This window comes from Gilliamella sp. B2889, assembly GCF_026536885.1.
GTDB classification, from domain to species: Bacteria; Pseudomonadota; Gammaproteobacteria; order Enterobacterales; family Orbaceae; genus Gilliamella; species Gilliamella apicola_E.
Genome location: NZ_JAFNNF010000001.1, coordinates 381260 through 399928, shown reverse-complemented (window position 1 = coordinate 399928; position 18669 = coordinate 381260). Strand labels below are relative to the sequence as shown.

Genomic DNA, 18669 nt, shown 5'->3' with positions numbered 1-18669 from the left:
TTTGATTTCAGCATCTGGTTTTACTTTATTAAGTAGTAGTAGCTTATATGTGGGATGTTTTGTCTTCAGTCTTATTTTGACAATTATTGTAACGATATCATTGCTAGGTAAATTTTTAAAAGGATTAATTCTATTATTAGTGTTTTCCTTTTTATATATACCGATGATCATCTTGATTGTTTATTCTTTCAATAGTTCAAGACTTGTAACTGTTTGGTCTGAATTTTCAACTAAATGGTATTTTGAATTGATCCATAATGAAGCCTTACTTAAAGCGGTAGGATTGAGCCTTTCTATTGCTGCGGGTGCTGCATCATTAGCAATCGTACTTGGTACCTTAGCTGCTTATGCCATAATACGATATAGACGATTCCGAGGTTCTAATTTGTTTTCGTTTATGACAACGGCACCACTAGTTATGCCAGATGTAATAACCGGCTTGGCATTACTATTGTTATTTGTTGGAATGGGACAAGTACTTGGTTGGCCAACACAAAGAGGTGCAATTACTATTTGGCTCGCTCATGCAACATTTTGTACCGCTTATGTGACAGTCGTTATTAGCGCAAGATTACGAGAGTTAGATAGGTCAATTGAAGAGGCGGCATTAGATTTGGGTGCTAATCCATTAAAGGTATTTTTCATTATAACGTTACCTATGATTGCTCCAGCTCTTGTATCTGGTTGGTTATTGGCATTTACTTTATCACTTGATGATGTGGTTATCGCTAATTTCGTGACAGGGCCAGGTGCGATGACGTTACCAAAACTGGTATTTTCTAAAGTCCGATTAGGGGTTGATCCTCAAGTTAATGCCTTAGCGACAATTATTTTATTAATTGTTGGTATTATTGGCTTCATTTCATGGCTTTGGATGCGTCGCGCTGAGAAACGGCATTTGCGTGAAATTCGAATGCATTAATTGCCTCATCAAAAATTGCCGCTTTATGCGGCAATTTATTTATCCACCTAAAATATACGTGTTTTTTTTATTAATTTATATTATAGTGTTTGATGTCAGTTCACTGACAAAAAATTCTCAGGGCGGGGCGTAATTCCCCACCGGTGGTATAGCCCACGAGCGCTTAATAAAATAGATTTTATTAAGGACAAGCAGATTTGGTGAGATTCCAAAGCCGACAGTTAAAGTCTGGATGAAAGAGAGTAGCTTATCTTTTCTATATTTGCGCTATAGCAAAATCACTATGGTCAAGCACTTGCCCTGATTCTGGTATTTAATATATTTATAACTTAATGAATTCAAATTAATTAAGAATAAATATAATTAGTTTAATAAAACAGGATAGGTATTTACCATGAATCAGTTTAACTTAAATGAATTCGGAACACCCATCGAGCGTGTCAAAAAAGCAATCGCTTCAATCAAAGCTGGATCTGGCGTATTAGTGCTAGATGATGAAGATCGCGAAAACGAAGGCGATATTATTTGGGCAGCACAAACAATTACAACACAACAAATGGCGCTAACGATTCGATATGGAAGTGGTATAGTTTGCCTATGTATGCCACAATCCTATTGCGATAAATTAGAGTTACCAATGATGGTTGCTAACAACACCAGTAAAAACCAGACCGCTTTTACTATTACTATTGAAGCTGCGAAAGGCGTAACAACTGGCGTATCGGCTGCGGACAGAGTCACTACGGTAAAAGCTGCGATTGCAGATAATGCAAAACCAAGTGATTTAAATCATCCAGGCCATGTCTTTCCATTAGTCGCAAAAGAGAATGGCGTCTTGAGTCGTCGAGGTCATACAGAAGCCTCTGTAGATTTAGTTTCATTAGCAGGCTTTAAACCAGCCGCTGTAATTTGTGAATTAACGAATGATGATGGAACAATGGCTAGAGCACCACAAGTTGTCGAATTTGCTAAAAAGCATCAGTTACCAGTAGTTACAATTGATGATATTGTGGCCTATCGTAAATCATTATAAGTCTTTCAAGAAACCGCCGAAATATTCGGCGGAATAATTTACTTAACCCAAAACTTTTAAAGCACAAGTTTTAGTGATTTTTACACCATTTTCTAATGCTGATGTATCAAAAGTCATATCTGGATGATGTAGACCTGGTGTTAAATCAACACCCAATCCCCAAAAACCTGATTTTACATCTCTTTCACGAGGATAATTGAAGAAATCTTCTCCACCTGGGGTAAAAATAGGATCTTTTAATCCATCTTTGCCAAGCACATCTATAATAGATTCAGCAATAATTTTTGTGACTTCATCATCAATTTCAGCTGCTGGTATCTCTTTTGATACTTTGATATCAGCTTTAGCACCAATTGATGCAACGCTGAGTTCGATTGCTTTAAGTGTTTTTGCTTTTAAATCATCCATAGCAGGATTAGTTGGGGCTCTTAAATCCCAACAAACATAGGCCTCTGATGGAATAGCATTCGTTACACCCGCATCACATATACAACGCGTGGCTTTCACGCTATAAGTTAAGCTGGGCGCTAGGTGAATAGTATTCACAGCTTGAATTGCCATAGTTGCAGCATCTAATGCATTTACGCCTAAATGTGGTCTTGCACCATGAGCAGGAATACCATGGATATTTACTTCAACTGTCGTTGAGGCTGAATAAAACATGGCAGCTGATGCACAGCCTTTTGGGCATTCATCTTTAGGACGTACATGTAAGCCAATGATCATATCAACATCGTCAATAGCACCGCCTTCTATCATGGCTAAAGCACCTGAACCTAACTCTTCAGCAGGTTGAAAAATTAGCTTTAATTTTCCTTTTTTTATATTACCTTCTTTAATGAGTTCTTGGGCTGCAGTTAATAACATTGATGAGTGACCGTCATGTCCACAAGTGTGTCTCGCACAGTGTTCACCTTCAATGATATGACCTAGAGCATCCATATCAGCTCGTAATGCTAACACTGGACCGGGTTTTCCACTGTCATATTCAGCAACAATTCCTGTGGTATTGTTAATGTTTCGTGCTACTTTATAGCCAGCAGCTTCAAGTTTATCCGCGATATAGGCTGAGGTTTTAAATTCTTCAAAACCCAACTCAGGAATTTGATGTAAATAGTGGTAATGTTCAAGTACATTAGACATAGATATCTCCTTTATCACACTATAAATCGCATGATGATCATCGCAATTAAAGCATTAACTATACTGTTAAGCATTAATAGTGGCCAATATTTTTTAGGTACATCAGCAACACCCAATAAACGTCCCATATATTGTAATTGTGAGCCCATTAAGAAAATAGCTGGTGCTAAGATCGTGATATCAACACCACTTAAAATACCGCCAGAAATTAAATTTACAGCAACACCCGTTCCTGCTGAAGCTGATAACCAAGCGGTCAACAATACCGTTATAGCTTCACCCGGCAAACCAAATAGCCCCATAACGGGTGCAAATACTTCACCGATTAATTGCATCAAACCTAATCTTTTTAATATTTCCGTGATAACAAATGCCATAATAATGTTAGGCATTAAATTGTTTATTGCAATATTGAAGCCTTTGCGAGCACCAATAACGAAAATATCTAATGGATTGTTAGTCTGTTTTTGATTGGTTGAGTTATTCATTGATAAAATCCTTTTTATAAACTGAATTTAAAATCATGCGTACTAAAATTGCACCAACGAATTTCAATACAATCATAATGACCAATGGTGTAAATATTGCGACAGTCATTGAAGCAAAAAGCGCAGAACCAATAGAAAAGTAGTTATTAATTAAGCCCGCTCCTGAATATTGCCAGGCGCTGATAATGATAAGATCTTTTTTACTGATCTGTTTTTCATCATACAACTCTTTAGTTAATACGGCTCCAGCGTCAGTACTTTGTAAATCAGTAATTAACGCAAGGCCCGTTTTACCAGGAACCCCTAAAATAGGTTTAAGAAGGGGAGTTAATAGTTTGTGAGCTGCACGAATTGTACCGTAATGGGTAAAAATTTCTAAAACACCTAACGCAAGCATAACTGTCGGTATTAGTGATAAGGCAAAAATAAAGCCGGCTCTGGCGCTATTTCCACCTTCACCAACAAAAGTATTTTTTTCAGGGTGAAGCATCGTACCAAATTTACCACTTAAGCTGGTAAAATCAAATGCACCTAACCAAGCTTTTCCATCCACGTTATAAAATAGCCCGGAAAAAAACAGTATGGCAACAACTAGTGACACATAGGCCTTTATTCCGACTTTAAACTCATTGTCCGATTTATTTGACATTGTCTATTCCTTTTTGATTTATCTGACTTATTTTCTAATATAAATATTAAATAAGTTACACTTAAAGTACTTGAATTATTTTGATTTAAAATGAATTAAAATACTAAGCGACGTATTCTATATTGATTTAATTGAAAAAAAACCCCTTTCCTCAACTTTTTTTTAAAATTAGATAGATTTTATTCGTCAATTACGCGTTGAGTAAGATTGATCATTTGCTGGGATTAAGGATAGGATCTAAGCTATATTAAGTTATCATTTTTGGTAATTGATTTAAGTTAAATGGATTAATTTTATTTCGGATTTTCTCTCAATTTTTGAGAAAGTTATTTAAAAGCATACAATTATCAATAATTCTAGGCTTGCCATTTTTCATCCGTCATTATAGAATTGTTAATAAATAGTAAGAAATAGCATTAAAGTGTTTCAGAAACTATCGATATTATATATAAGGTTGAACTGTTTCTCTGCATAAACATCATAATCTTTAGGTGGCAAATGTTTTAGTTTGCGAACCGTCTTTTGTTTTCATTAAGCACATTAATGAAATAATAAAATTAAGCAATATAAACAAAAAATAAAAAAATAATGAGGTCATTATGTACAGCAGGAATAAAGAGTGGGTATTTGTTGTTCTCACCTGCTTTTTTGAATTGTGTTGGGTATTTGGTTTTACTACTGCGAGCCAGTGGTGGCATTGGGTGATTGTTGTATTAGTCATTATTGTTGATTTTACGTTTTTAACTAATGCATGTAAGACTATTCCTACAGGTACTGTCTATGCAATATTTTCTGGTGTTGGCGCGATTGGCTCATTACTGATTGATATGGTTGTATTTGGCAAACAAATTAAACTGATTGAAATATTTTTTGTAGCTTTAATTATCATTGGTGTTGTGCAATTAAAACGAGCTGATAGCTAATTAACTAAAATTTGGATTGAGATATGGGATGGTTATTTATTTTAACTGCTGCAATTTTCGAAGTTATTGGCGCTATAGGTCTTAAGCTATACTCGCAACAAAAAAGCTTGTTGCGATTAATGTTTTATTGGGGCGGTTTTTTTGTTTCATTTATACTATTTTATTTTTCACTCAAGTATCTGGATTTAAGTATAGTTTATCCAGTGTGGGTAGGGCTAGGTACTTCAGGTGCGGTTTTGGCTAATATGCTTATCTTCAATGAACCGAAGAATTTCACTCGAATATTTGGTCTGAGTGTGATTATTATCGGTATCGTTGGTTTACATGTTACCGTTTAGTTGTAAATGAGTTTTCATTCTGACAATTATATTAATTTGAGAATAGAGGATTTGCATTAGAATATAAAGTTATATAGAATATCCCAACTAACTAAATGGGTTGTTAGCTCAGTCGGTAGAGCAGTTGACTCTTAATCAATTGGTCGCGGGTTCGATCCCCTCACAACCCACCATTCACCAGATTCATCCAATACTATTATCCCACATCTTGGAAAATAATTATTGATTTATTAAGGCGTTACATATACTATTTCTCTTCTATGAAGTTGAATCATAGATTTGTTATGATTCTTAATAGCACGTTATAATTATTTAAGTATAGAAATTCCAAATGTTTTCACTAACTACAGGCCAAGTAATTCTAATTCTGTTAATAGTTGCACCGTTTTATTTTTGGTATATCTATTTACCAATTCTTCTCATAGGTATTCTTTTGCTTTGTTTCAATAGAAAGAAGCGAGAAAATGAGACAAATAGGTTTTATTATAAAGTTGGTAAATTTTTAATTGGATTTATCATTGTTAGCTTAATTATTTCATTATTAAGCATTTTGTGTTTACTTAATAGCTGAATATTTTTTGAGATGATGCTGATAAGATAAGAGTATTGAATGCTAATTGAAGTGCGGTATTTAATCGAACTTGAACAATTTTTTCAATGTTTGAGATTGAATCGACTACCGAAATCTTTTAATAGGGTATTTTTTATTTTATCAAAAATAGTGAGCAATTGTCGTGCTGATTAACATATTTAATCGTTTAGCGTAATTTATAAAAAGTTCTGAATCAAATGTATAAATCAATGAAAATTGATAATGACTTTAAGGGACTCATCACTCGAAAAGTAATATACTAAAAAGTAATCCGTTTTCTTTTAACTTTTTACTTTATTATTGAGGAGTGGTATATTACATCAAGGTGTTGAGTGGATAATAAACGTTATATGTTTAATAAGTATTTTTTTAATAGCTCTTTTCTGATCCCTCATACCCCTGCATTTATTCTATTTTTTCCTGAATTGTGTGTTTACTGAGTTTGTATAGATCACACTAAGATTTATGGCGAGTCTTCATTTTTTATTTCAACTAACTTATGAGTCATAATATGAATTCATATCTATTACTTTTTATTGCAATTATTTGTGAAGTGATTGCAACTTCTTCATTAAAACTTTCTAACGGTTTTACGCATTTAATGTATTCAATAATTACTATTATTGGTTATAGCGCGTCATTTTATGTTCTTTCATTGGCCTTAAAAACTATTCCTGTCGGTATTGCTTATGCGATTTGGTCGGGGATCGGGATTATTATTATCAGTTTGATAGCTTGGATTTTTATGAAGCAATCTTTAGATCTAGCAGCATTAATTGGTATGGGCTTTATTATATTTGGTGTGGTTATTATTAACCTATTTTCAAATGTTAGCGGGCATTAATATAAACATATTGCGTTGATAATAACTTAAATACTATTTGAACGTTATCTGACTGTAGTTCGCGTTTGAACATAAAAAAACCGGAGTTGTACTCCGGTTTGCGTTTTTAAAATATTTCTAAGCTAATTATAATAGCATGTTTCTCAACTTAGATTTCATTAGCGTGTTGTTTTAAGTAGCTAGCAACGCCATTTGGATTTGCTTGCATTCCTTGCTTTCCTTTTGTCCATTGTGCAGGACAAACTTCGCCATGTTCTTCATGGAATTGGAAAGCATCAACAATACGCAGCATTTCATCAATATTACGACCGATTGGTAAATCATTAATTGTTTCATGACGAACAACGCCTGATTTATCGATAAAAAATGATGCACGAAGAGCAACACCTGCTTCAGGATGTTCAACACCATAAGATTGCATAATGCTATGTTTTATATCGGCAACGATAGGGAATTTCACTTCTCCGATACCACCTTTATCTTGTGGTGTATTACGCCATGCATTATGAACATATTCTGAGTCCATTGAGACACCAATTACTTCAACACCACGTTTTTTGAACTCTTCTAAACGGTGATCGAATGCAATAATTTCTGATGGGCATACAAAAGTGAAGTCCATAGGCCAGAAAAATACTACGGCATATTTACCTTTAATATGCTCAGCTAAATTAAAATTATTTACAATTTCGCCAGTACCTAGTACTGCCGCTGAAGTAAAATCTGGCGCTTTACGAGTGACTAATGTCATAAAATTTTTTCCTTGTGTAGCTAATGTATATACTGAATATGCGTTTTATTATATCAATCTTAGCCAATACGCCAAGTTGTTATCAGCAATTGATTTCATAAGTTTAACCTATGGTAAATAAACTATTATTCGGTTTTAGTTATCATTTTATTGGGTTTTCCCTTATTTTTAATATCTCGATGACGTTGTTTTAACTTTTTCTTTTTAGTCTCTTCTTGCTTTTTAGCCGCATTTTTTTGTTTAGCTTTTTGCGAGGGTTTCTTTTTTGTTACTGGTTTAGGTGCTTTGGTTTTTGGGCGTAGTTCATCAATTGTTCTTAATTTGATAGGCTCACGAATATAACGTTCAATTTTTTGTAATAACTCATTATCGTGTGCCTCAATCAACATAATTGCTGTACCTTTTTTCCCTGCTCTAGCGGTTCGACCAATTCGATGTAAATAAACATCAGCCGTTTTAGGTGCATCAAAATTGATAACATGGGTAATATCGTTAATATCTATCCCTCTAGCAGCAACATCAGTTGCTACCAGTACGTTGACCGTATTGTTATTCATCCGTTTAATGGCTTCGTTACGTTTGGCTTGAACCATTTCTCCTTCTAAATAACAACTATGAATTCCAGCTTGATGCAGCAGTGAAACCAATTCATGTACACGTTCACGTTTACGAACAAAGACGATAGTTTTTTTAACTTCTTTCTGCTTTAATAAGTGAGTTAGCAATGCGACTTTATGTGTTAAATCATCAGCACGATAATAAAATTGTAAAATCTTCTTTCGTTCTTTTCGGGAAGGATCAGCATTGATTTCAACAGGTTCGTTAAGAATTCGATTAGCAAAACTATGTAAACCTTCACCTTCTAACGTTGCTGAAAATAATAATGTTTGTTTACGCCAGCGCGTTTCAGCTGAAATGGTTTCAACGTCTTGAGCAAACCCCATATCTAACATGCGATCGGCTTCATCCAAAATTAGCATTTCAACTGCACGACAATCAAAGTTTTCTTCTTTAATGTATTGTAATAGACGTCCGGTTGTTGCAATGACTATATCCTGATTTTTGCTGAAAACTTCGGCATGATTCATATAAGCAACTCCACCTGTAATCGTGGCTATACTCAAGTGTGTTGACTTGGTAAGTAGTTTTGCCTGTTCAGCTATTTGCATAGCTAATTCTCGAGTGGGGGTTAAGATTAATATTCTTGGAGGTCCAGGTTTTCGACGTGGAAAATCAAGCAGATGTTGTACCGCTGGAATTAAAAATGCCAATGTTTTACCGGTTCCTGTCGGGGCTGATCCTAGAACATCTTTACCGTCTAGGGCTACAGGGACAGTTTGTGCTTGTATTACTGTGGGTTCGTTAATGTTTTGCGCTTGCAGATTTTCAATTAAAATATCATCTAACTGTAAATCAGAGAAAGTTTGCGTTGTCATAGTGCTCTTCTAATCTATCATTTTGCCCCACATTATAACGGCAATCGCTATAACTACAATCTTTATCAGCAACCAATCATATTATATGAAAGTAAAAATTGTTTTAATTGCAGACGCTTTATTTGATAGGCAACTACTGGCGTATGAGCTTATCATAAGCTGGGGATTATGATAGAATTATGATTTTTAGAAATTATAAAATACTATTCACTCTTTATCAAAATTGATGGTCGAATTATAAATATGACAGAATCTTTTTCGAACGATAAATATAACCAGCAGTTACAAAATAAAATAATCAATTTAAAAACGATATTATCTGATTTTCAATTACCCGAGTTAGTGACTTATTCTTCACCTATTAGTCATTATCGAATGCGTGCTGAATTTAGAATTTGGCATAATGGTGATGAGCTTTATCATATAATGTATGATAAGAAGAAAAGAGTCAGAATAGATAGTTTTCCTATTGCCTCAAAACTGATTAACAAGGCAATGCAGTCAATTTTACCTTTAATTCAATACAACGATAATTTACGTCATAAGCTTTTTCAAATTGATTATTTCTCTACACTTAGTGGGCAGTTATTAATAACACTTTTGTATCATAAAAAATTAGGTGACGAATGGATAATTGCTGCTGAGCGTTTAAAACAACAATTAGCTGAACTAGGGATTAATACTAATCTGGTTGGTCGAGCAAGTAATCAAAAAATTGCCATTGATGCCGATTATGTTGATGAGGTTTTACCAATATTTGATAAGACTTTTAAATATCGACAAGTTGAAAACAGTTTTACTCAACCTAATGCGGCTATCAATATAAAAATGTTGGAATGGGCTGTTTCGGTAACTAAAGAGTCTAAAGGTGATCTTCTAGAGTTTTATTGTGGTAACGGTAATTTCTCTATTGCATTGGCTCAAAATTTTAATAAAGTCTTAGCAACTGAGATTGCAAAAGCTTCCGTCTATTCAGCACAACATAATATCAAAATCAATAATATTGATAATTTAATTATTGTGAGATTATCTGCTGAGGAGTTTACTTCTGCCATTAGGAAAGAGAGGGATTTTAATCGATTAAATGGTATTAATTTAAATGATTATCATTGTCAAACTGTGTTGGTAGATCCTCCTCGAGCGGGATTAGACGATAAAACGATTAATATCATTCAAAGTTATGATCGAATTGTCTATATTTCATGTAATCCTTATACTTTAAAAGATAATTTGCAACGACTTACTCAAACGCATTATATAGAACATTTTGCTATGTTTGACCAATTTCCTTATACTGATCATATTGAAACAGGTATTGTATTACGTAAAAAGGAATATCAATAATATTCAAAAACGGTTAATCTGGGTTAAATAAGATAAATTTTATGCCAAATTAACTGTTTTATTCCAATTATTTCATATTAAGTGGTTTAAAAAGCAAAAAAAAACCCTAGATAAACTAGGGCTGCATTAAATTGCAAGGAATGGATGAAAGGAAATAAAACAATGAAACAATACTGTCTAGCCTCATGAATCATTGTGGTGCTACTATAGCAAACCTAAACAGACGTTTTAATGACTGCAAAATTACAAAATAGTCACTGAAATGTCATGATGTCATTTGACTTCCTAATATATCCTATAACTGCATTATGCAATTTCGATAACCTGATAAAACATTAAGGAATATTCAATATGAAATTGTTAGTTGTTGAAGATGAACAAAAAACCGGTGAATATCTTCGTCAAGGTTTAGTTGAATCAGGATTTATTGTAGATCTTACTGATAACGGACTCGATGGTTATCATCGAGCAATGACTGAAGATTATGATCTGATTATTCTTGATGTAATGCTACCTGATATTGTGGGTTGGAAAATTGTACAGTCTTTGCGTGAAGCAGGTAAAGATACTCAAATTATTTTACTTACTGCAATGGGAAGTGTTGAAGATAAAGTGAAAGGACTCAATTTAGGCGCAGACGACTATTTAGTTAAACCTTTTTCTTTCGCTGAATTGTTAGCAAGAATTAAATCCTTATTAAGACGAAACGTTCCACAAGTAAATAATTATCAATTAAGCATTGCTGATTTAATTATGGACTTACCTAAACGAACAGTAACCCGAGGTGATAAAAGAATTGATTTAACGAATAAAGAATTTTTATTACTAGAATATTTTTTACGTTATCCCGGAGAAGTTTTACCAAGATCCCTTATTGCTTCACAAGTATGGGATATGAATTTTGACAGCGATACCAATGTAATTGATGTAGCAATTAGGCGATTGAGGAACAAAATCGATGCCGATTTTGAACCTAAATTAATTCATACAGTCCGTGGAATGGGATATAAATTAGATGTCTTGGATGAAGCAGAGTAACTTCATATCGTTTCGTATACCACTTATCGTATGCCTGCTAACCTGCGGGCTACTTTATTGTTTCAGTTATCTTATTGAACATACGTTTGAAAAAATTTCAATTCAGCAAAATGTTTCGGAATTGAATTCAGTTATCACCTCTATTGAACGTGAACTTACCTATTATTCACCCGATGAAAATCGAGATGAATTCTTTCAAAATCTACTACTCATCTTGACCGGTCATCATCATCTATTTGTTTATATCATTGATGATTCAGGAAAAATTGTGTATCGCACTCGTGGTCCTAATTTATCTATTGCTTTATCACAAGAAGATTTTGAACGATTGATTACCGAAAATAGTACCGCGATTTGGAATATCGATAAATCATCTTATCGTATCGGTGCTTCCAGAGTTCTACTGGATGAAGGGCGTCAATATACGACAATAGTTGCAGTAGCGCGCAATTTACAGCTTGAATTTATAAATCGATTGAGAAATGGATTAGGTTTACTAATTGCTATTTCTTGTGTGTTAGCATTGATTGGATCGTTAATTTCCATTTATTACACACAAAAACCAATTAATCGTTTAATTAAAAAAATTGAACGAATTAATATGAAAAGCTTAAATTATCGTATTTCAACAGCTTCGGTTCCTGTAAAATATGTGAGTTTGGTTAAGGCGTTTAATAATATGCTTCATCGAATGGAAGATGTCTTTGAACGACAACGCAATTTTACCGCAGATATTGCCCATGAAATGCGAACACCAATCACAAATCTAACGACACAAACGCAAATTGTTTTAAATAATGCGCGCTCTACAGAAGAGTACCGAGAAATTTTATATTCTAATTTAGAAGAGTATGAAAAAATGTCTCAGATGATATCGGATATGCTTTTTTTAGCACAAGCCGATAATCATCAGCTAGTACCTAATCTTATCGATATAGATTTACATTCGATGATTAGTTTAATGTGTGAATATTTTGAACCTTTGACTGATGAGAAAAATATTACTTTTGAACTTGAAGGTAATTGTTCTCATATTCAAGGTGATAAAATGATGTTAGGGCGGGCGATAAGTAATATCATCTCCAATGCGATTCGTTATACCCCTGAAAATCAAACAATTAAGATTAAATTGGGTCAACTTACACAAAAACGAATTCAAATTATCATCTCTAACCCTGGAAAAAAGATTGAAAGTCGTCATTTACCTCATCTTTTTGACCGCTTTTATCGAGTTGATGAATCGCGTCATCGAAATAACAAAGATAGCTCAGGTACCGGAATTGGTTTGGCTATTGTAAAATCGATTATCGATACACATAAGGGTCATATTTATGTTGAATCAGATGATCTGTCTACACGTTTTATAATCAATCTTCCGACCGTTATTTAACATCATAATCACTTATTAAGAGATTAGCTGCAGCGTATGCGGCTTTTTCTCTTAGATCTTGCGGTACTAGTTGATTATCGACTACTTCATTAAGTACCATCATTACCGCACCTAACGCATCTTCAATATAACCTAAATCATTACTGCCAATTTGAGCATATCTTTCACGAATTAGCTCATGATATTTGTTCATATTATTATCTTCCTATTTATTGAAACTCAAATACAATTTAAATAAACGCAGTTAACATTTGATAAACTTCATTGGATGTGATTGATTGCATCGTTTTATCTTTTGAAATGATGCTGTGTTGGTTTTTGCCATATCCTCCAATTAGGTTTGGATCGGTTTTTCCAAATAAAGTTATATTAGGACGATCTAGTGCCGCTGTTAAATGGCTTAATCCTGTATCTACTGACACTACAGCTTTTGAACCCGCAATAACCGTTGCGATTTCGTTAAGAGAAAGCTTTGGTAATACTTCAACGTGATTAAATCCTTGTGCTAAGCGTAAAGCCCGTTCTTGCTCATGAGGAGCTCCCCATGGTAGTTTAATCCTTAGTCCTGTTGGTTGAATTAATTTAATTAATTCTCGCCATGCTTCTTCTGTCCAGTGCTTTTCGTCGCGAGTAGTAGCATGAAGGAATACTAAATATTTCTGGTTATCATTAGGTAATGCAGTTAAGAAATGACGAGCAATAGCATAATCACCGATTGAATCAGGTTGCAAGTAATTAAGACTTTTAGCAAACAGCATCCGAACACGCTCTATGGCATGCATCTGTTTAGGGACATGATGTTTAACATCATAAAACCAACTAGCGATGGGTTCTTTGATGCTTTGTCGATCTAAGCCATGCTTAATACCTCGCGCTTTACGAGTAATTAAAAATGCGCTTTTTATTAAACCTTGAGCATCAATGATGCAATCATACTGTTGTCGTCTTAAATGTTCTATAAATTGGTGGCGTTCTTGACGAACCGTTTTAGCAAACCAGTTTTTTCGCCAACGCCTTATTGCAACTGGGATAACTTCATCTACAGCAAAATGCCAACTTGGAATCTGTGAAAAGTTTTCTTCAACTACCCAATCAAATGTAATATTTGGTAGATTGTTGGCGGCATCTGTTAAAGCCGGTAAAGTATGCAACACATCACCCATTGATGAAGTTTTAACAACCAATACACGCATAATTAATTACTCTTTTCACAGCGAACGATAAGTTTCATCAATGTTTCAAAAACATGATCGGGTTTTATATCAATTAGACTTTGATGATAACCTTGCTCACTATCACCTTTACGAACTCGGTGGTAGCCAGTAATGAGTCTAATGACTTCTGCTTTATTTGATAATGGGGGAGTAAAATCAGGGCTACTTGGTCCATAAAGTGCAACTAAAGGCTTATCAAGTGCAGCTGCAACATGCATTAAGCCTGAATCATTAGTGACAATTGCTTTACATGCCGCAATCAAGTTGATCGCTTGTTCTAATTTTGTTTGGCCAGCAAGATTAATACACTGATCACCATGCGCCATTTTGGCAATAATCTGTTCTCCAACAGCTTTATCTTTTTCTGAACCAAAGATAATAATTTTAGCATGTTGTTTTACTATCAAATCAGCCAATGCAGCATAGTGATAATCAGGCCAACGTTTAGCAGGGCCAAATTCAGCGCCAGGACAAAATCCAATTAAAGGAACATCTGTAGGAATATTAAAGTTTGATAATGCTTGCTCAACCTCATCCTTTTCAACACTCAGTTTTGGCCATAAAATTGGTTGAGGAATATCTTTTGCTGAATGGATATCTTGTTTAGGGTAGGCAAGGGCGACATAACGTTCGACCATTAATGGAAAAGCTTTTTTATCAAGTATACGCATATCATTTAATAAACCATAACGCATCTCACCCTTCCAGCCAGTGCGTTTAGGAATTTTAGCAAAGAAAGGAATCAGTGCTGATTTAAATGAGTTAGGTAAAATGATTGCTTGGTCGTATTGACGTAATTCTTTTCCTAGTTGGTAACGTTTAGTTAATGCAAACTCCCCATGATTAATTGGCATAGCAATTGATTGATTGACTTCAGGCATTTTATTCAATAAAGCACGGCACCAAGCTGGTGCCATTACATCAATTTCAATAGTTGGCTCTAGATGCTTTAAAGTGCGATATAAACTTTGGGACATCATCATGTCACCAACCCAAGATGGACCAATAATCAGGGTTTTCATTGTTGTTCCTCTTATTGCTCGTTTAACCATTTCATATATTCAGTTGTACCTTGTGCAACTGTTTTAAACTCAATTGGACATCCTGTTTTTCTAAATTTAGTCAAATCAGCTTGAGTAAAGCTTTGGTAACGTCCTTTCAGGTGTTCTGGGAAAGGAATATAATCAATTTCACCTTTTTGATGATAATTTAAAACTGCATCAGCTACTGATTGGAAAGATTCAGCTCGTCCAGTTCCACAATTAAAGATGCCAGAAACATTATTTTTCCAGAACCATAAGTTTACCTCAACGACATCTCCAACATAAATAAAATCACGTCTAAAATTATCACTTCCAGTAAATAATTTAGGTTTTTCCCCTTTATTGATTTGTTCATTTAAATGGAATGCGACGCTAGCCATGCTACCTTTATGGTTTTCCCGTGGACCATAAACATTAAAATAACGAAATCCACAAATTTGTGAATTTGCTTGTGGTAATATTTCACGGACATATTGGTCGAATAAGAATTTTGAATAACCATAAACATTTAATGGTTTTTCATAGGAACGCTCTTCAATAAAATTATCGCTCCGACCACCATAAGTGGCAGCTGAGGATGCATATAAAAAAGGAATATCAAAATCTAAACAATAATGGAGCAAATCCTTAGAATAATTATAATTATTTTCCATCATAAATTTGCCATCCCATTCTGTTGTGGATGAACAAGCACCTTGATGGAAAATAACTTCAATATCAAGATTTTCGCCAGATATTATTTCTGCTATAAATTCATCTTTATCCTTATAATCAGCAATATCTAAATCAGCTAAATTCGAAAATTTAGTACCATCAGTTAAATCATCTACCACTAAAATATCTTTGTGCCCTAGATCATTTAATCCTTTAACGATATTACTTCCAATAAACCCAGCACCGCCAGTAACAACAATCATAATCACAACCTTTAACTAGTAAAAATAATATAATAACGATTTATTGGCAAATTTTCGAGTATTCATTTCTACATCTTAGTTTTGTTGCTAATGAATTTATGATAAAAAATGACACGATTTAATGGTATATATCAGTTATGTGAATCATACCTATGAATTTTTCATTAACATCAAGTACCGGTAAAACTGTTATTGGTCTTGGCTTGTGTTGTTCCATTATATTTAAAGCATCTGATAAGGGATTACGCTATCTCAAAATCTTAATTTAATAATTTTGCAGTTACTAAAATATATCTAGCTAAGTTAATATAAGGTTCGCTTTGGCAGTATTGTTTTTCAATTTCTAATAACTGATCAAAATGAGTTTCTGCTTTTGACTTATTAGTTAAATAGTCATGAAAGACTCGGATTCCTGTTTTATTCGTAATCTCAAAACTTTGTTCAATTAGCCATTGATACACTTGATTTGGATCACGAGGATAATCAGGCGATAAGGTTTTCTTTTTGCGTTTAGCAAGTCCTGATTGAGTATATCCAAAGTTACCTAATGTCACCGTTTTAAATAATAGTCCATGATAGTTATAAAACATTAAAGATAAATAACCCTCTTTTTTTAGATGTCTTTTTAAAGATTGGATTATCTGTACAGGATCAGCTACCCACTCTAATACAGCATGGCAAATCACAAGATCAAAAGGTTGATCGATAAACTTATCAAGATTTTGAATTGAACAATGAATAAAGTTTAAGGTTAAATTTTCTTGCTGCGCTTGATGGCTAGCTAAATCCAGCATTTGTTTGGAAATATCACAAACAGTTATATTGTGTCCTAATTTGGCAAGTCTACACGCTATTTGTCCTTGACCACCACCAGCGTCAAGGATGTTGATAGGTTTAGGATATTTGGCTAATATGTTTTCAAGTTCTTGCCAAACAATAGCTTCTCGGATTTTGCCTTTAGTTGTACCATAAATATTTTTAGCAAATTTATGGCTAATATCATCAAAATTACGATCGTTAACAGTCATAGTGGTTATTTATTATTTAATTTAGTTACTTCTAAATTAATTTGAGCAATTTTTTCTGACATTTGTTGATAACATTGTTCCATCAAAGTTCTTGCATCTTCTTTACGTAAATTTTTTGTTTCAATAGGTGATAGCATTTCGACAATCATATGACCATTATTGAGGCGATTTAGCTTAATGTTATTCGTATCCGATACACAAATTGGCACAATAGGGACTCCAGCTGCAATAGCTGCTTTAAATGCGCCTGTTTTAAAGGGTAACAAACCTCGCCCTTTACTACGGGTTCCTTCAGGAAACATCCAAATTGATATACCACGTTTTTTTATTTCTTTAACGACCAAATTAATCGTATCACGAGCTTTTGATTTATTGTTACGGTCAATCAAAATATTTCCTGTAAGGTAATAAAGTTGACCAAAGAATGGAATCAAAGCAAGACTTTTTTTGCCTACTGTAACTGTTTTAGGCTGTACAATATCAGCAGCGACAACCATATCATAATTATTTTGGTGATTAGCAATAAATACACAGCTACCTAAATTTTCAATTTCGGGGTATTTACGAGTATCGACTTTTACTCCTAATATTGGTTTAAAGAAAAAGCTGAAAAGATGGGCAAATCGAGCCACATTTTTGGGGTTGCGAGGATTGAATAAGCAAAAAATAACGCCTAGTACACAAGTTAAAATACCAATAAATAACACGATGATTAAGCGAAAAAGAAAAACCATAATTTACCTCATAAGTTAACTTGGCGTATTATATACGTAATCTATAAGAATATACAGTTTGTTAAATATCGCTTTGAAGGATGTTTATGCACGAATCAACAATCATTTGGGATGAAAATCAAACCCCAATTTCTCGTTATTTTGATGATATCTATTTTAATACCAACGGCGCAATCGATGAAACTCGTTATGTGTTCATTGAAGGAAATAGTTTATATGAGCGTTTTTTGCTACATCAGCGCGAAAGCTTCACTATAGCAGAAACAGGTTTTGGTACAGGTCTAAGTTTTTTAATTGCTTGGCAAATGTTCAAACAATTTAGAGAGAATAAACCTAATAGTCCTCTTAAAAGATTGGATTTTTTTAGTGTTGAAAAATATCCTTTATCTGAAAAAGAAATGTCAAAAGTTCATAGTAAAATAATCAACAGTAATGATTCTTTGAGTTTACTAGCCAAACAATTAAGAGATTCTTTAAACGAGTCTCAAAGTATCGTTTTAGATGATACTCATTTAGTTATTTGCTATGACGATATCACTCACTATCCAAAGTTTTTAAAACAACAAAATTGTTTGATTGATGTTTGGTTTTTTGATGGTTTTTCACCTGCAAAGAATCCTGAAATGTGGTCGGAATCGCTTTTTAAAAAGTGCTATGACTTAACGAATGAAGGAGGTTCTTTTGCTACTTTTACTGCGGCAGGATTTGTTCGACGTAATTTAATCAATGCAGGTTTTAATGTCAAAAAACATAAGGGATTTGGGGTTAAGCGAGAAATGCTTATTGGTAGTAAATCTTAATTTAGTTTGCCAATTTTGGCAAACTAAATTAGATGTTTGAAA

At 33.8% G+C, this 18669-nt stretch carries 20 protein-coding genes, 1 tRNA gene, 1 pseudogene and 1 riboswitch; of the genes and pseudogenes, 10 read left to right on the top strand and 12 right to left on the bottom strand.

Translation table 11 applies throughout. From position 1 onward, the window contains the following. Nucleotides 1–163: 163 nt before the first annotated feature. Together J3U09_RS01895 and ribB are read left to right on the top strand one after the other, a co-directional pair. On the top strand, nucleotides 164–922 hold the full coding sequence (locus J3U09_RS01895; RefSeq protein ID WP_370632617.1) for an ABC transporter permease subunit: 759 nt from the start codon (nucleotides 164–166) through the stop codon (nucleotides 920–922). 109 nt (nucleotides 923–1031) lie between these two features. Then, a riboswitch (FMN riboswitch) is annotated at nucleotides 1032–1170 on the top strand. A 146-nt stretch (nucleotides 1171–1316) separates the two neighbouring features. Beyond that, entirely contained in the window at nucleotides 1317–1955 is a 639-nt protein-coding gene (ribB, locus tag J3U09_RS01890; protein ID WP_267352628.1) for a 3,4-dihydroxy-2-butanone-4-phosphate synthase, read from the top strand. Nucleotides 1956–1997: 42 nt separating this feature from the next. Here the strand turns inward: ribB and J3U09_RS01885 are convergent, their stop codons facing one another. The 3 genes from J3U09_RS01885 to J3U09_RS01875 are packed head-to-tail and all read right to left on the bottom strand — an operon-like array spanning nucleotide 1998 to nucleotide 4235. Next, nucleotides 1998–3098, bottom strand: a complete 1101-nt coding sequence (locus J3U09_RS01885) for a M20 peptidase aminoacylase family protein (protein ID WP_267356892.1) — start codon at nucleotides 3096–3098, stop codon at nucleotides 1998–2000. 14 nt (nucleotides 3099–3112) lie between these two features. Beyond that, nucleotides 3113–3586 (bottom strand): YjiG family protein, encoded by a 474-nt coding sequence (locus tag J3U09_RS01880; RefSeq protein ID WP_065563280.1) that lies wholly within the window; start codon nucleotides 3584–3586, stop codon nucleotides 3113–3115. After that, nucleotides 3579–4235 (bottom strand): nucleoside recognition domain-containing protein, encoded by a 657-nt coding sequence (locus J3U09_RS01875; RefSeq protein ID WP_065734480.1) that lies wholly within the window; start codon nucleotides 4233–4235, stop codon nucleotides 3579–3581. The genes J3U09_RS01880 and J3U09_RS01875 overlap by 8 nt, the downstream gene beginning before the upstream one ends. 599 nt (nucleotides 4236–4834) lie before the next feature. Here J3U09_RS01875 and J3U09_RS01870 point away from each other — a divergent pair. The 4 genes from J3U09_RS01870 to J3U09_RS01855 all read left to right on the top strand — a co-directional run bounded on the left by J3U09_RS01870 (nucleotide 4835) and on the right by J3U09_RS01855 (nucleotide 6932). Continuing rightward, nucleotides 4835–5158 (top strand): DMT family transporter, encoded by a 324-nt coding sequence (locus tag J3U09_RS01870; protein ID WP_065734479.1) that lies wholly within the window; start codon nucleotides 4835–4837, stop codon nucleotides 5156–5158. 23 nt (nucleotides 5159–5181) lie between these two features. Then, nucleotides 5182–5496, top strand: a complete 315-nt coding sequence (locus J3U09_RS01865; RefSeq protein WP_065563283.1) for a DMT family transporter — start codon at nucleotides 5182–5184, stop codon at nucleotides 5494–5496. Nucleotides 5497–5593: 97 nt separating this feature from the next. Continuing rightward, nucleotides 5594–5669, top strand: a tRNA-Lys gene (locus J3U09_RS01860). A 930-nt stretch (nucleotides 5670–6599) separates the two neighbouring features. Beyond that, on the top strand, nucleotides 6600–6932 hold the full coding sequence (locus tag J3U09_RS01855) for a DMT family transporter (RefSeq protein ID WP_065563209.1): 333 nt from the start codon (nucleotides 6600–6602) through the stop codon (nucleotides 6930–6932). A 148-nt stretch (nucleotides 6933–7080) separates the two neighbouring features. Here the strand turns inward: J3U09_RS01855 and J3U09_RS01850 are convergent, their stop codons facing one another. Beyond that, on the bottom strand, nucleotides 7081–7683 hold the full coding sequence (locus J3U09_RS01850; RefSeq protein WP_065563210.1) for a peroxiredoxin C: 603 nt from the start codon (nucleotides 7681–7683) through the stop codon (nucleotides 7081–7083). Nucleotides 7684–7808: 125 nt separating this feature from the next. Then, nucleotides 7809–9119: an ATP-dependent RNA helicase SrmB gene (srmB, locus tag J3U09_RS01845; RefSeq protein WP_267356891.1), complete on the bottom strand. Its 1311-nt coding sequence runs from the start codon at nucleotides 9117–9119 to the stop codon at nucleotides 7809–7811. Nucleotides 9120–9362: 243 nt separating this feature from the next. Here srmB and trmA point away from each other — a divergent pair, with 243 nt between their 5' ends. The 3 genes from trmA (at nucleotide 9363) to J3U09_RS01830 (ending at nucleotide 12891) form a co-directional block, all read left to right on the top strand. Next, entirely contained in the window at nucleotides 9363–10463 is a 1101-nt protein-coding gene (gene trmA, locus J3U09_RS01840; RefSeq protein WP_267356890.1) for a tRNA (uridine(54)-C5)-methyltransferase TrmA, read from the top strand. 351 nt (nucleotides 10464–10814) lie between these two features. Beyond that, complete coding sequence (locus J3U09_RS01835; RefSeq protein ID WP_065563213.1) at nucleotides 10815–11501, top strand: heavy metal response regulator transcription factor; 687 nt, start codon at nucleotides 10815–10817, stop codon at nucleotides 11499–11501. Next, nucleotides 11479–12891 carry a heavy metal sensor histidine kinase gene (locus J3U09_RS01830; protein ID WP_081299540.1) on the top strand — a complete coding sequence of 471 codons (1413 nt, stop codon included), beginning with the start codon at nucleotides 11479–11481 and terminating at the stop codon, nucleotides 12889–12891. Before J3U09_RS01835 ends, J3U09_RS01830 begins: the two co-directional genes overlap by 23 nt. Here J3U09_RS01830 and J3U09_RS01825 read toward each other — a convergent pair. From J3U09_RS01825 to J3U09_RS01800, 7 genes and pseudogenes are all read right to left on the bottom strand, one after another. Beyond that, nucleotides 12884–13084 carry a YaeP family protein gene (locus tag J3U09_RS01825; RefSeq protein WP_065734473.1) on the bottom strand — a complete coding sequence of 67 codons (201 nt, stop codon included), beginning with the start codon at nucleotides 13082–13084 and terminating at the stop codon, nucleotides 12884–12886. The genes J3U09_RS01830 and J3U09_RS01825 overlap by 8 nt on opposite strands. Nucleotides 13085–13121: 37 nt before the next feature. Further along, nucleotides 13122–14084 carry a lipopolysaccharide heptosyltransferase RfaC gene (rfaC, locus tag J3U09_RS01820; RefSeq protein WP_267356889.1) on the bottom strand — a complete coding sequence of 321 codons (963 nt, stop codon included), beginning with the start codon at nucleotides 14082–14084 and terminating at the stop codon, nucleotides 13122–13124. Between the two features lie 2 nt (nucleotides 14085–14086). Next, entirely contained in the window at nucleotides 14087–15127 is a 1041-nt protein-coding gene (gene rfaF / locus J3U09_RS01815; protein ID WP_065563217.1) for an ADP-heptose--LPS heptosyltransferase RfaF, read from the bottom strand. An 11-nt stretch (nucleotides 15128–15138) separates the two neighbouring features. Continuing rightward, a complete protein-coding gene (gene rfaD, locus J3U09_RS01810; protein ID WP_267356888.1) occupies nucleotides 15139–16065 on the bottom strand; it encodes an ADP-glyceromanno-heptose 6-epimerase in 927 nt (308 codons plus the stop codon). Nucleotides 16066–16183: 118 nt separating this feature from the next. Beyond that, a pseudogene (locus J3U09_RS10950) lies at nucleotides 16184–16294 on the bottom strand (CBS domain-containing protein); the annotation flags it as partial. Nucleotides 16295–16325: 31 nt separating this feature from the next. Next, nucleotides 16326–17093 (bottom strand): tRNA uridine 5-oxyacetic acid(34) methyltransferase CmoM, encoded by a 768-nt coding sequence (gene cmoM / locus J3U09_RS01805; RefSeq protein WP_267330236.1) that lies wholly within the window; start codon nucleotides 17091–17093, stop codon nucleotides 16326–16328. 5 nt (nucleotides 17094–17098) lie between these two features. Beyond that, nucleotides 17099–17827, bottom strand: coding sequence for a 1-acylglycerol-3-phosphate O-acyltransferase (locus J3U09_RS01800; protein WP_267356887.1), 729 nt, complete (start codon nucleotides 17825–17827; stop codon nucleotides 17099–17101). A gap of 86 nt (nucleotides 17828–17913) precedes the next feature. On the opposite strand from J3U09_RS01800, the gene mnmD reads away from it, so the two are divergent. Then, the gene (gene mnmD / locus J3U09_RS01795; protein WP_065563225.1) at nucleotides 17914–18627 is read left to right on the top strand and encodes a tRNA (5-methylaminomethyl-2-thiouridine)(34)-methyltransferase MnmD; all 714 of its coding nucleotides are present in this window, start codon (nucleotides 17914–17916) and stop codon (nucleotides 18625–18627) included. Nucleotides 18628–18669: the final 42 nt, after the last annotated feature.